At 70.8% G+C, this 13438-nt stretch carries 10 protein-coding genes, 1 tRNA gene and 1 pseudogene; all 12 read right to left on the bottom strand.

Going from position 1 to position 13438, the window contains the following annotated elements:
- Positions 1-1186 (bottom strand): annotated as a pseudogene (locus tag ACNFOC_RS39575) (hypothetical protein); the annotation flags it as partial.
- Between the two features lie 376 nt (positions 1187-1562).
- The gene (locus ACNFOC_RS39570) at positions 1563-3128 is read right to left on the bottom strand and encodes a GIY-YIG nuclease family protein (protein ID WP_416963840.1); all 1566 of its coding nucleotides are present in this window, start codon (positions 3126-3128) and stop codon (positions 1563-1565) included.
- A 275-nt stretch (positions 3129-3403) separates the two neighbouring features.
- Positions 3404-3829: a DUF3592 domain-containing protein gene (locus ACNFOC_RS39565; RefSeq protein ID WP_416963839.1), complete on the bottom strand. Its 426-nt coding sequence runs from the start codon at positions 3827-3829 to the stop codon at positions 3404-3406.
- Positions 3830-4000: 171 nt separating this feature from the next.
- Positions 4001-5539 (bottom strand): serine/threonine-protein kinase, encoded by a 1539-nt coding sequence (locus ACNFOC_RS39560; protein ID WP_416963838.1) that lies wholly within the window; start codon positions 5537-5539, stop codon positions 4001-4003.
- A gap of 141 nt (positions 5540-5680) precedes the next feature.
- Complete coding sequence (locus ACNFOC_RS39555; RefSeq protein WP_416963837.1) at positions 5681-6142, bottom strand: hypothetical protein; 462 nt, start codon at positions 6140-6142, stop codon at positions 5681-5683.
- Positions 6143-6348: 206 nt separating this feature from the next.
- A tRNA-Met gene (locus ACNFOC_RS39550) sits at positions 6349-6422 on the bottom strand.
- A gap of 56 nt (positions 6423-6478) precedes the next feature.
- Complete coding sequence (locus ACNFOC_RS39545; protein WP_060880712.1) at positions 6479-6682, bottom strand: cold-shock protein; 204 nt, start codon at positions 6680-6682, stop codon at positions 6479-6481.
- Positions 6683-6874: 192 nt separating this feature from the next.
- A complete protein-coding gene (locus tag ACNFOC_RS39540) occupies positions 6875-7156 on the bottom strand; it encodes an HU family DNA-binding protein (RefSeq protein ID WP_060880711.1) in 282 nt (93 codons plus the stop codon).
- Between the two features lie 343 nt (positions 7157-7499).
- A complete protein-coding gene (locus tag ACNFOC_RS39535) occupies positions 7500-8150 on the bottom strand; it encodes a DCL family protein (RefSeq protein ID WP_416963836.1) in 651 nt (216 codons plus the stop codon).
- 270 nt (positions 8151-8420) lie between these two features.
- Positions 8421-10820: a DEAD/DEAH box helicase gene (locus ACNFOC_RS39530; protein WP_416963835.1), complete on the bottom strand. Its 2400-nt coding sequence runs from the start codon at positions 10818-10820 to the stop codon at positions 8421-8423.
- A gap of 38 nt (positions 10821-10858) precedes the next feature.
- Positions 10859-11434 (bottom strand): telomere-protecting terminal protein Tpg, encoded by a 576-nt coding sequence (gene tpg / locus ACNFOC_RS39525; protein ID WP_416963834.1) that lies wholly within the window; start codon positions 11432-11434, stop codon positions 10859-10861.
- A 22-nt stretch (positions 11435-11456) separates the two neighbouring features.
- A partial coding sequence (gene tap / locus ACNFOC_RS39520; protein ID WP_416963833.1) for a telomere-associated protein Tap occupies positions 11457-13438 on the bottom strand: 1982 nt, incomplete at its 5' end.

The following is a 13438-nucleotide window of genomic DNA, read 5'->3' as shown; positions in this document are numbered from 1 at the left end:
GTGTTGGCCGCCGCCAGGGAGCGGCGACGTCACGAACCACGGCTGGTGGGCGGGCCACAGGTGGAGGTGGGAAAGCCGGCGCAAGGTTCGCGGACGAGGCGACGGACGGGAGCCCGTTCCCGCGCGGGGGTGCCTCGGCATCGTTCTGGTCGGCCGGCTCCGGAAGTTGAGGCGCGGTGTGCTGGTCTGTCTCAGCCTCGGTGGCGGGGGCTTCGGCAGGCCGAATCGGCGCGGCGGGCTGAGGAGTGGGCGGGGCGTGCCGCTCGGCGTACACCTCGCGGGCTCGCCGGTCGCGCCAGCGGTACCGGCCCTCCTGAGCGGCATACAGCTCGTCCATGACCTTGTGCGCGTCGGCGGGGTGGAAGACCGCCCGGGTGCGGGTCAGCGAGGACAGGGCGATCGGGACCAGGCCCCAGCAGTCCGCGGTGGGGGCCGGACGGGGCTTGCTGATCCGCCAGTCGTCCCGCGGGTCCTTGTGGCGCGGCCACTTCGGCCAGGCCGTCCAGTCCTGCTCGGGGCGGGCGGGGTGCCGGAAGGAGTGGTAGCCGTAGGGCACCAGCACGAGCTTCCCGTCGAGCCAGTACACATGCCCGCCGGCGTCGAGGATGGCCAGCTGCTGCTCGGTGGGGGCGACACGCTGGTGCTCGACGTCCCGTCCGCTCAGGCGGACCTTGTGGCTGGGGAGTTGGCCGAATTGGCCAGGGTCGCGGCGCAGGAACCAGACGTGTGCGGCTCCGGCGTGGTGCTCGCGTACCGCGAGGATGCGTCGGCGGACGGCCTGAGGGCTGGGCAGCGTGCCGGGGCGTTCGATGACCACGGTGGTGTCGCCGCACTGTGCGATGACGACCGGCGGGAGTCCGATCGGGTCGTGAGGGTCGTCTCCGGGGGAGGCGAGGGTGCAGCCGGTGATGCCCGGCAGGGCGCGAATCTGGTGGCTCAGCTGGATGACGACCTGGTCGTCCGCGTCGATCTGCGCTTCCCGTTCTGCCAGTCGGCACGGACCTCCTTCCTGGTGGGAGAAGTGCGGCGTGACCTTCGCTTCGGGCCGGGCGCCCCTGAGGATCAGTGGATCCGCGCAGGCTCTGCACAGGTACCGGCCGCCCGCCAGGCCGATCGGTAGCCCCTCCACGCCCAGATCGACATAGATCGGCCGCTTGGTCTCGGTGTCCCACGCGCTTGCACCCATGCCGTGATCATGGCGGGCGCTACGGGTGCCCGGCCAGACCTTCTCCCGCCACACGGGCGCCCGGTGCCTGAACGACCAGCACGACGGGAAACAGCTTGCCCCCGTGGCCCGCCTGACGGGAGCTTCGCCGACGAGAGACGTCATGCTGCGACAGGCCGGCGTGCTGCCCGCGCCGTGGCCGCGGCCGGCGTGGGGGCACCCGGCCGGCTGACCGATGAGGCGGCCGTCGTCGCCTTGACGTTCACCAAGGCGCTGGAGGCGCCGAGCAGGCCGCCGTGGCAGTTTTTGCCGTCCGGGGCGCGGCGTAGCCCATTCCCTCACCACTCCCCCATCGCCGCCGCCGAGGTCGGCTCGCTCCCCCGGCCCAGGTGTGCGGCTAGAACAGGGTCAACGGCTGAGGAGGGGTTGGTGCGGTCTGGTGTTCTCGGATCGCGTCCCGAAGCTCGGCGGCGGTGACGCGGGCGGCGTCGAACGTCTCGGTCCAGCCGTTGGGCAACTGGGCGGCGGTGAGGAAGACGCCGTGCCCGGCGGCGCGCAGGCGCCGCAGGATCGTCTGTTCGACGGACAGGGCGTCGTCGCCGGTGGGCACGTGGTGCTCGTAGTACAGGGTCCAACCGAGGCGGCGGTGCTGGCCGATGCGGTCGTTTCGCTGACGAGCGCCGGCGACGCCGATCTTGACGGCGCCGTGCTGTACGTGGGTGACGACGTAGACGCGGGCGGGCGCGGCACGGTCGAAGCCGAAGCGGGCGCAGTACTTGCATCCGCGGCCGCTGCGGATCTTGGACAGGGTGGGAGTCGAGGCGCGGCCGCAGGTGGTGCAGCGGCAGCGCCAGTGCGTCATGGACGTGGTGTAGGGCTCCAGGGGCTCGAGACCGGCCTCGCGCATGGAGGCGGCGGCGCGCTCGGGGTCTTCCCGTCGTGCGGCGGCGGAGCGGAGGTCGGCGCAGCGCCGGCATCCGCTCTGGCCGGCGAGGATGGATCCGAACGTCGGTGAGGTGATGGTGCCGCAGCCGTGGCACAAGCACCGCCAGGGGTACTTGACCCCGCGGTACGGCTCCTGGGGTTCGAATCCGTGCTCGCGCATCTCGGCGACGGCCAGGTCCTCGTCGTGGCGCTGTGCTGCACCGTTGGCCCGGTCGGCGCACCGCTTGCAGCCAGGACGCCGGCTCCGGCCGGTCAGGGAACCCAGGCGCGGGGAGACGATGGACCCGCACGTGATGCAGCGGCTCTTCCACGCGAACTCCGTGCCGGGGTACGGCTCCAGCGGCTCCAGGCCCGCCGCCCGCATCACCGCGGCCGCGGTCTCGGCGTCGTGGCGCATCGACTCGTTGGCCTTGCGCCGGCCGCAGGGGTAGCAGCCGCCCTGCCCCTGACGGATGGAGCCCAGCGTGGGGGCCCCTGGCGCTCCGCACGCCCGACATCGGACCGGCCAGGGCGTGTCCACTCCCGGGTACGGGCCGAGGGGGTCCAGGCCCGCGGCCCGCATGTCGGCCGCCGCAACGTCGGGGTCGACCGGCGCGTTCGGTGCGCACCACCGGCAGGGCCCGGCACCGGAGTTGATCCGGACATAGGTGGGTGTGACCTCGCGTCCGCATGCGCGGTGACGGCACCGCCACTTCCGGTCGCTGCCGCCGGGGTACGGCTCGAGCGGCTCCAGCCCGGCCGCCCGCATCACCGCGGCTGCGGCCTCGGGCTCGATCCGGGCGTGTCCGGAGCAGTAGACGCAGCCGCGCTGTCCCTTGGTGATGTTGCTCAGGCGGGGGGTGACCTCCCGCCCGCACGCCGTATGGCGGCACCGCCACGGGGCGGAGCTGCCGCGGTAGGGCTCCAGCGGCTCCAGGCCGGCCGCGCGCATGATCTCTTCCGCCTGTCGCGGATCCCTCCGCGGTCGGCCGCTGCCTGCCAAGTCCAACTCCCCGCTCTCCAGGGTGAGCGGGGTCATGCCTCGCTGTTCGGCGCAGCATAGGGGTGGCCACTGACATCGACTCTGATCGTCGCCTTGCCGCTGGTGGGTTGCGGTGTCCGTCTTCCGCTGGGTGGCCCGGCGGCTTCATTCAGTTCGCGGCCGAGCAGCACGGTGACGGTCCGGGGCGCCGGGGACCTGTTGAGGGCCGCCGGTGGGCGGTGCGTTCGGCGCGGTCATCAGACAGGGGAAAGGTCCGGCACGACAGTGGGCCCGCCCGCCTGAACCACTGGGTGCGCAACATCTCACGGCGGTCAAAGAGTGCTCAGCAGGACGAGGAGAACCGTCAATGTGCCTGTTGTGAGCACCGTGCCTACCACGGTGAACACCATGTACAACGAAGTCGAGTCCCAGCCGCGGATCTCGAAGCGGCGGGGATCGTTCTCGTCGTAGAGGACGAAGACCGAGTTGCCGACGCCGTAGCCGTTGAGGACCTTGCCTCGGCCGCACGTGGAGGAGTACGTGCACTCGCTGCCGTCCCGGGTCGTCCAGGCTACGACCGGGTGGTGGTACTTGGCTCCGTCGTCGTCTCGCCTGGTGTCGTGGCGGACGACTCGCCCTACGGCGGTGATGCCCGTGCGGCGAAGCGCGCTGGCGCGGCGGAGTCCGTACACGCCGGCACAGAGAAAACTCACGCCGATCACCAGCGGTATGAGCGTGAAGAGCCATTCGCGGTTCATGTCGTGTCCGACGCGTGCGTGGCGGCATCGGTTGCCCGAGACACGAGGGCCGTTCGCCCCGGTGACCTGCGGACCCGTACGTATCGACGGTCGTGGCGCCGTATTCGGGCGGTAGGGGGGCGCTGGGAGGTGCACGCCGATGGCGGCACAGTCTGGCCGCCTCGTCGGGCGCTAGGGCATCCGGGGCTGGGCGGGGAGCGGTCCGGGGCGGTGTCGGTGCGTGACCTGGCCGGTGGGAGTCGGCCGAGCAACGCCGGAGGCGGAGCGGCCCGGGGTGAGCAGCGCCGTGAGCAGCGCCGTGGCCGGCCACAGCCCGACGCCGACAGCGGTGAGGGTGAGCCCCGGGAGGCCGGCGTGGTGGCCGGTGAGCAGGACGACGGCGGTGTGGAGGATGCCGGCGGTCGTGGCGAGATCGGCGTGCCAGGCACTCCGGTGAAGGCTGTGCTCGACCAGGCGGCGCACGCCGCTGGCGAAGGCGACCAGCGCGGGGCCACCGAGGACTGCGATGGCCAGGGCGCTCGCCCACAGGCCGGGGGCGTTGACCAGGACGGCGAGCGCCATGCCCCCGGTCAGGAGCAGGGTGGTCAGCAGGCAGGCCGTGGTGATCCTCAGCTGCTCGGGGTGCGGCGACTGGGGCGGGTCGAGAAGGTAGAGGGCGGCGAGGAGCAGCCCAGCGAGAGTGCCGAGGCCGGCCGTCCAGGCGGTCGGCAGTGTCGTGGTGAGCGAGAGTTCGCCGGCGATGGCGGCGGCGGTGACAGCGCCCGCGACCACGGCGGGGAGCCGGGTGCCGGGTTCGCGGCCTTCAGCGGCCCGGTCGATGGTGGTGGCGACCACCGTGGGCGGCTGCGGGTGTGGGACTGCGGTGGGTGCGTCGGCGAAGGCGGCCAGTGCGGTGTGCAGCTGGGTGAGGCGTGCGCGGGTGTCGGCCGCGGTCGGCCGGCGGTCGGGGTTCTTGTCGAGGAGCTCCAGGACCAGCTGCTCGAGCTCGCGGGGGACGCCGGGGCGCAGGGCGGACAGCGGGGCCGGCGCGTCGTTCAGGTGCTGGTTGAGGACCTGCCATCCCGTGCCGGTGAAGGGGACGCTGCCGGCGAGAAGTTCGTGGAGGAGGCAGCCGAGCGAGTAGAGGTCACTGGGCGCGCCCAGGGTGGTGTCTCCGCGGGCCTGCTCGGGCGACATGTAGGCGGGGGTTCCGATGGCGACGCCGGTCACGGTCAGGGTGTGATGGGTGGCTTCGGCCAGGCGCGCGATGCCGAAGTCGCACAGGTACGCGGTGTCCGACCGGTCGATGAGGATGTTGGACGGCTTGAGATCGCGGTGGACGATGCCGGACTGATGGGCGGCCTCCAGGGCCTGGCTGATCTGGATCGCCCAGGTCAGGGCATCAGCCAGGGAGAGTGGACTGCCGGTCAGTGTGTTCAGCGGGCGGCCGTCGACAAGGTCCATGGCCAGAAAGAAGATACGGCGGCCGTCGACGTCGGCGGCGCCGTGGTCGTGGACGGCGACGACATGCGGGTGGGACAGGCGCGCGGCCACGTGAGCCTCCCGGCGAAAGGCCGCCTCACGTACTGGGTCCCCCTCCCCCACCGGGATGATCTTGAGGGCGACGTCGTGAAGGTGGTGGAGGTCCTCGGCTCGCCAGACCGTGCCCATGCCTCCGCTGCCGATGGCCTCCTTCAGCCTGTACCGGCCGGCGACCGTCGTGCCGCGCATCATTCCTCCAGCCCTGCATGCTCCTGCGCTGGGCCGGCCGGCCCAGCGCACCGCCGGTCGCGGGGCGCGCCCGGCGGTGCGGCGGAGCATACGCACACGACTTGCCGGAGGGCGGCGAGGCGTGTGTGAGGGTGCCGGCTGTCAGTCCTTGAGCTCGTACTTGCAGGGCTCGGCCGACTTGCCGCCCTGGTTGTCAGCGACCTGCTTGCCGTCGACCTTGATCGTGCACGGGGCGGGCTTGAGCATTCTGTCCGGGCCCTCGACCGAGGCGGGTACCACCGACACCGTGACGCCGACCTTCAGCTCGGCCCCCTCCAGTTGGATGGACTCCGTCTTCGTCCAGGGCAACGTCACCTGCTCGAAGTGGTTGGTGTTCCCGATCCACATGACCTTGCCCGTGCCCGTGCCCCCGACCTCGAAGACCACCTGATGGACAACGCCCTTCTTCCCCGACGACGAGCCCTTCGCGCCGCCGCTCGCCGAGACGCTCGGCGAGGCCTCGCCCGCCTTGGCCGGGCCGGTGTCCTTCTTCTCGCTGCCGCACCCGGTCAGCAGCACGGCCGCTGCGAGCAGGGTGGTGGTGAGCGTTGCTGTCTTGCGCATGTGCGTACTTCCCCGTTGCTGAACTGATCGTTTCGGTGCCGTAGGAGACCGTAGATCATCGCGCCGCGCGGAAGGACACGGCCCGAGAGGCAGCGGGCAATGCCCATACCGGTCTGTTCCGGTCAGGGCCAGGGACAGCCGCTCGTGTTCCACGTGGTGTTCGGATACGACGAAGGGCCCGGCTGCATGCCGGGCCCTTCGGTCAGTAGCGGGGACAGGATTTGAACCTGCGACCTCTGGGTTATGAGCCCAGCGAGCTACCGAGCTGCTCCACCCCGCGTCGGAAAGGCCACTCTACACAGTGATCTTCGCGGGCGGGGCGGTGCCGTACGGCCGTCAGCTCCGGACGATGTTCTCGGCCTGGGGGCCCTTCTGCCCCTGGGTCACGTCGAACGTGACCGCGTCGCCCTCCGCCAGCTCGCGGTAGCCGCTGCCGGCGATGTTGGAGTAATGGGCGAAGACGTCCGGGCCGCCGCCTTCCTGGGCGATGAAACCGAAGCCCTTCTCCGAGTTGAACCACTTCACGGTGCCGCTGGCCATACTGCGTGTCCTTCGATCTTGCCGAGGAATCCCGGCTGGTCTGGAGTCGGAGCCCTCCGTAGACGGAGGGCACCCGGCGTCCGTTCTACCCCGTCGGCGCCGCAACTATCCGGGCTCCGCGCAGTGATCGCGTGACGCAGTGCGTCCGTGCGTCAGGGCGCGGTCCCGGAGTGCTCACGGCACGGCTGGGGGCTACTTGCCCTTCGCGGCTTCCTTGAGCTTGGAGCCTGCCGAAACCTTCACGCTGTATCCGGCTGCGATCTCGAGCGGCTCGCCCGTCTGGGGATTGCGGGCCGTACGGGCAGCGCGGTGGGTGCGCTCGAAAGTCAGGAAGCCGGGGATGGTGACCTTCTCATCGCCCTTGGCGACGACGTCGCCGACGGTCTCTGCGAGGGCGGCCAGAACGGCGTCGGCGTCCTTGCGGGTCACCTCGGCGCGCTCGGCGAGGGCTGCGATCAGCTCACTGCGGTTCATGCGGTACTCCGTGACGTTCGGGTTGTCGCGACCGCTGCGCGGACGCGACGCTTCGTTCGCCATCCTTGCACCGAGGTCTGACAACGCTGTGCCCGGCACCAGCAGCGGAACGCTTCGGCGAAGCTGGCGGCCGGTAGGCGGTCGCGCCGCAGGAGCAGCCGTTGGAGTTCGCCCAGCACGCCGGACCCGGCAGGCCCCCGCACCACGGACACAGCTCGCGCTCGACCAACCCGCCGCCGGCGCGCTCGTCCAGGTCCCCGTAGACCGCCCCTCCCTCACCCGACCGACTCCCCGGCCGCAGCCGCACATCGGAGCGGACGTGCGGCTGCGTTCGGGCACCTTGTTACCTGCGAGGGCGGCGCTGGTTCTCCTTCGTCGACAACAGCCCGAGAACCGCACGGTCCTGGTGGTAGCTGAACCACTGCTCGGCCAGGTCGCGGTCCTTGAACCGCCCGAGTCCAGGCTCGGTGGAGGGCGTCAGTTCGATCGCCTCCCACCCGCCGACACGGTCGGCGAACTCCCCGGCGATGTCGTTGAAAGAGGGCCCGCCGAAGTAGCTCACGGCCGTGTCGGAACTCTCCAGCGTTGCTCCGGACAGGTCCGAGACGAGGGAGCCGGCCTGCTTGCGGGACTCGAAATACGTATTGATGGCCGACTTCACCTCGTCGCGCATCACGTTCAGGACCTGCTGACGGTAGGTCTTCGGCTTCAGACAGTCCTTGTACGAGAAGTCGATGCGGCTGCCGTCCACCCGGACCACCTCGAAGCAGGGGTACGGACCGCGCGGCGGAGGGGCGATCGCGAAGGCTTCGACACCAGGGCCGATCTTGTCCTCAGCCTCCCGGTGCATGTTCAGAAGGTCCAGCAGGAGAAGGTGGTCCTCTGGCTGATCCACGATGCTGCCCACCGAGTACCGGTACAGCACCTTCTGTACCGCCTCCTGCGCATCCCCCTTGGTCCGGTACTTGCGATGCCCGATCCAGAACTCGGCCATGAACCTGGCCCTTCCCTTCTTCGATGCGCCACCACCCGGCGACGCTACGCCGAAAGCATCCCCAAACTCCGCTGTAGTGCGGCCTTCGCGCACCCGTGATCAGCGTGGAGGGGATGGGAGAGCCTGCCCACCGATCACCGCACATTCACTCGTTCGGGTGATCGGGTAGGCGGCCCCGCACAGGTCGCAGGGTGCGAGTACGTCCCTGTCGTGCTGCGGGGGCCCTCTTCCGCCGGCGAAGCCCGCCCAGCTCGCAGGGTGCGGCGGCGTTCAGCCGGTGACCGCGGCCTCAGGTGTCTGTGGGTGGCGGGTGAGGCCCGCGGCCGTGACGGCCTGAACGTGTTCGGGCGGCAGGCTGTCCCAACGTCGGCGGAGGTTCTTGAGCCACTGGCCGACCTTGAACTCCTCGCCGTCGACGGTGACGGTGTCGCGCTGATGGATGAGGACGTGACCTTCGCGGTCCCGGAAGGCGGCGACGGCCGCAAGTCCCTGGTTCAGCTGCCGCTGCTGGCGGGCGGCTCGGCCGGTGGGCTGCGGCGGCTCCTCGTCGGGTTCGATCAGGGTGATGCCCAGTTCGCTCACGAGCCGGAGCTGCTCGGGATGGAGTGTGCTGTATTCGGTGCTCTGCGCCGCGACCCATTCACCGAGGGGCTCGTCGTCGTCGGTGATGAAGTCGGCGGGGAGGTCGTCGAGCGTGATGCTGGCTTCGGCGTAGGTGCGGGCGGTGTAGTAGAGGCGCTGCCAGGTGATCGGCCACGGCGGGTTCCAGTACGGGTCGATCTCGGCGAGTGCGGTGTCGGTGGGGTCGGGTTCGAGTCCGTTGTCCGCGCGGGTGCGGGCGGCGGCTCGGCGGTTGGTGAGCCAGCGGCCGAAGGCATAGTCGCCGATCATCTCGTCGCTGGGAACGGCGAGATGGCCGCGGCGGGCGGCCCAGCTGCGGGCGTGGAGGAGTCCGCGTTCGGCGGCCTGGGTCTGGAGGTTCCAGATCATGCCGAGGTGTTCCAGGGACTTGATCTGGGAGGGCTTGAGGGTGCCGGCCGCGTACGCCTTGCGTGCCCGGTTGATCCAGCGGCCCAGCGCGAAGCCGCCTGCGTCGTCGTAGAGCCGGGGGACGTCGAGGTGCCCGTGGGCCTGCTGGTAGACGGTGGCGGCTTCCAGGCCGCGCCGGAAGGACGCTTCGCGGGGGTGCAGGACGCGCAGCCGAAAGGCCTGGGCGATGGTGTCGGCGGGGAAGGGCCGGTCGAAGACGACGTCGACGGGCACGCTCGCGTCGTCCTGCTCGTCCTCCGGCTGCGGGTAGGAGGGCTGTTGGGGGACGGCGAGACGGTCGGCGATGCGGTCGTCGTGTGCACGCAGCGCCTGGAGGACGCGCCAGAGCGGGCGGTACAGGTTGGAGCCCATGAGGTCGTCGGCGTCTTCGCCGGGGGCGACGTAGACGGGGACGATCAAGGTGGCCTTCTTGCCCTGGCCGGGCTTTTGTCGAAGGGCGCGGCCGACGGCCTGGACCGTGTCGACGATCGATTCCTTGGGATCGGCGAAGACCACGGTGTCGATGCTGGGGATGTTGACGCCCTCGCCGAGAAGGCGAGCGTTCGCGATCACCGTGCGGAGGGCCGGCGCGAGGAATGCGCCCGGGCGGCCGTCGAAGCGGTCCAGGAGCTCGCGGCGGTAGGCGGGGTCCTGGTTGCCGTCGAGGCCGGCCGCCCACAGTTCTCCCGGGTCGGGGCAGCCGGTTCCGGTCTCGTCCAGCGCGTAGAGGAGGGCGGCCGTCTCGCGGAGGGTGTCGGCGAAGGCGTGGGCGTCGGCCACACGGTGGTGGAAGCTCACGACGCGGCGCAGGTCGAGCTCGGCCATGGCGCGCAGGACGGCGATCTGGAGGGCGGCCTGGCGCAGTTCGGCTTCGGTGGCCTTGTCGGAGATCCCGAGCCGGGTGCGGATGGTGGCCTCGTTCACCTCCATGACGACGACCCGGTAGTCGGCCAGGAGGTCTTCGTCAATGGCCTCGGCGAGTGGGAGGCGAAAGCAGGTGTCGCCGTAGAGGGCCGGGTTGTCCATGGACGCGACGAGCGAGTCGTCCTCGTCGTCATCGGGCTCGCCGGCCGACCAGATCCTCGGGGTGGCGGTGAGGTAGAGCCGCTTGTGCGCGGGGATCAGTTCGTCGTCGTGGACGGCGGCCCAGCGTTTTCCCAGGTCACCACTGGTGCGGTGGGCTTCGTCGACTGCCACCAGCGACCAGGCGGGGAGAGCGAAGTGGGTGTGGGCGTACTGGACGCGGTGCAGGGAGTGGTAGGTGGCGAAGACCGTCAGGCCGGGGTTCTGGTGGACGGTGGCGGCCAGGGCGGCCGGGTCGGTGGTGAACGCGACGGGCTCGCCCGCGGTGTTGGGGCGCTTGGAGCACAGGGCGAGCACGGGCCCGGTCATGCCGGCGGTGCGCCAGTCGTCGATGGTCTGGGCGAGGAGCTCCAGGGTGGGCAGCAGCACCAGCCGGGTGCCCTGGGGGGCGACACGGGCGGCGGTGCGCGCGGCGACGTACGTCTTGCCGGTGCCGCAGGCCATCACGACGGAGATCCGGGCGGTCAGGCGCAGCGCGGTGTGCGCGGCGTGGACGGCCTTGGACTGGTGCGGGCGCAGCCTGATCCTGGGCGGTGGGGCGGTGGTGGTCGCGGTCACGGGGTGGCCGGTCCTTTCAGCCGGGTGCGGGCGGCGGGTCAGATGCTGAACTTGATGTGGTCGATGCCGGTCAGTGCGACCGTCTGAAGAGAGGTGGCCCGCGAGCCGCCGTCGGTGAAGTAGTCGTCCCGCAGCCCGTCGGCGACGATCTGGGCGAGGTCTTCCTCCGAGGCGCCGGCCTCTTTGGCTTCGAAGAGGGCTGCGGCGGTGGAGGCGTCCAGGCGGCGGGTGAGGCGGCGGTAGCGGGGGTCGTTGGTGGTGCCCTTGGGGGACTTGAACCCGAATTTCCCTCTTACGTCCACTTTGATGCCGCCGGTGGTGACGGCGGCCTGGAGCTTCTTCGCCTTGACGATCGGCTGCCAGAGGTGCTTGACCGTGGCTTCGATGAGGGCGGCGGTCTCGGGCTTCGCGGCCTTGATCTCGTCGTCGCGGTAGCGCTCGACGGTGCGCTGGGATTTGCCGATCTTCTCGGCGACCGCGCGGGCGGCCTCGGCGCGGCTGACGCCCTTCTCCTGCTTGAGCAGAAAGCGGATCCGCGCGCCGAGCGTCTTGGGGATCGGCTGGGAGTAGGCGGTCTCGGCGGCCTCTTCCAAGCGGTCTTCGATCAGTCCCACGGTCAGTCAGCTTCCCTACGGTTCAGGCCACGCGGACGAGCGAGGCGTCCTTGATTTCGTTGGCGATGTTCACTCCGTCGGCGAGCAGGTCCAGCGCCCAGCCGATGGTCTGGCTCCCCTGGTGCTTGACGGAGCCCGGGTTGACGCCGAGGCGGAAGCCGCCGCGGATCGGCTCGCCGTCGGGGCCGAGCAGGACCGGCAGCGGCGACAGGCCGTCGATCGCGTAGACGACGCAGTCGTTGTTGACGGCGAGCGGGTACCGCCCCGCGATGGTGAGGCTCTGCATCTTGCGGTGCATGTTGGTCCGCGCCTTCGACAGGATCATGGCGCGGATGTCGGGCCGCCACGTCAGCCGCCTCAGGGCCGGCCACGGGTCGCCGAAGACGTGGTCGAGGCCGAGGTTGGGGCGCTGGCGCAGCTTGCCGATCCCGGACTTGGCGGTGGCCTTGATGGCGTTCGCCAGCGTCACCAGGAGCGGGTCGCCGTCCTTGTAGTGGGCCATCGCCGCTAGGAAGGCTTCGTCGTCGAGGTCCGTGGTGACGCCGAGGTCGGCCATCACGGTCAGGTAGGCGTCGCGGAGGGTGTCGTACCAGGGCTGGAGGTAGGGGCTGTGGGTCTCACGGACCCATGCCTCCATCGGGCGGACGTCGGCGCCGAGTTCGACGGCGTAGGCGACGGTGGGCGTGGCGTACCAGCCGGGTCCCTCGGGGCGCTCGCCGCTGGAGGTGAAGGGGCTGGGCAGGCGCGGGTCGGTCTCGATGTGGGAGAGGTCGAGGAACCAGGAGCCGGGCAGCTCGGGGTCGAAGGACGGGTTGCGGGGGTAGTGGATGGCCGGGCCGGTGCCGACGTGCAGACGCCGGCAGGCGGCGAGGAAGGCCACCTGCACGTCGAGGGCGGCGACGTGGGTGCGGGCCCGTTCGTCGTCGGTGATGAGTTCGGCGGGGCGGACCCAGATGCAGGCTTCCTCGTCGAGGGCCTCGCTGGCGGGCCGGGAGTCTTCCTCGGGGTAGTCAGCGACGACGACGGGGTGTTCGTCGGGGGCCTCGCACGGGGCGGGGTCGACGACGGTGTGAAGGGTGTGGGGCACCTTCGCCGAGACGTACTTGTTCTCCTTCTCGCTCCACTCTGCCTTGGTGGGCGGGCGCAGCGAGGTCATGAGCTGTTCGCCGGTGACCGCGAGGGTGCCGCGGGGGGTGATGACCAGGCGGGCGTAGGTGCCGAGCATCCTGGCGAGTTCACCGGCGGGCAGGTCGCCGGCCTTGCCCCAGGCGCGGGTCTCCAGCGCGCCCCAGGGCACGAGGGCGAGCTGGACGCAGTGGCGCTTTCCGTCGAGGCGCTTGAAGATCCTGGCCCAGGGGCCGAAGCCGGACTTGGTGAGTTCCCAGCCTGCCTTCGTGATGTTCTTGACGATCTTGTCGTCGGCCGGCAGGCGCAGGTCCTCCTGGTCCGCGAGGTTGGTGGGCAGGCCGAAGTGGGCCACGGCCCCTTCGGTGAGGATGATCAGCGGGTCCTGGTGGAACCCGTTGTCGTGGAGCTTGGCTGCCCCCAGGCGGATCTTCTTCTTGTCCAGCGCCCACGCGGCCAGAGCCTGGAGCGTCTTGGCCGGGCACGGCATGGTGCGGCCGTCGACAAGGTGGGCGGTCAGGGCGCCGTCGGTGATGTCGAGGACGGCCAGCGGACCGTCGGCGTGCTCGGGGGCCACCGCCTTCACGGCCGGCTTCTTCGCCGTCTTGCGGCGGGAGGCCGAACTGGTGGCGGCGCCCGGGCGGCGCGGCACGGCCGGCGGACGAACGGGAGACGCGGGAGCAACAGCCGGAAGCGCGACTGCCGGTGCGGCGGCCGTCACAGGGTGATGCGGTTGCCTCCGGCGGTGGCCCGCGAAGGCGGCGAAGCGGGCCGCGTCCGGGACTGCGTACTTGACGCCGATGACGTTCGGGCAGTCGTCGGCGAGTTCGGCGAGGCGTGCGCCGAGGAGCTGGGCGTTGCGGATGTACGGGACGACGC

The organism is Streptomyces colwelliae (genome assembly GCF_048158785.1).
GTDB lineage: Bacteria > Actinomycetota > Actinomycetes > Streptomycetales > Streptomycetaceae > Streptomyces.
This window is presented reverse-complemented; position numbering and strand designations above follow the sequence as displayed.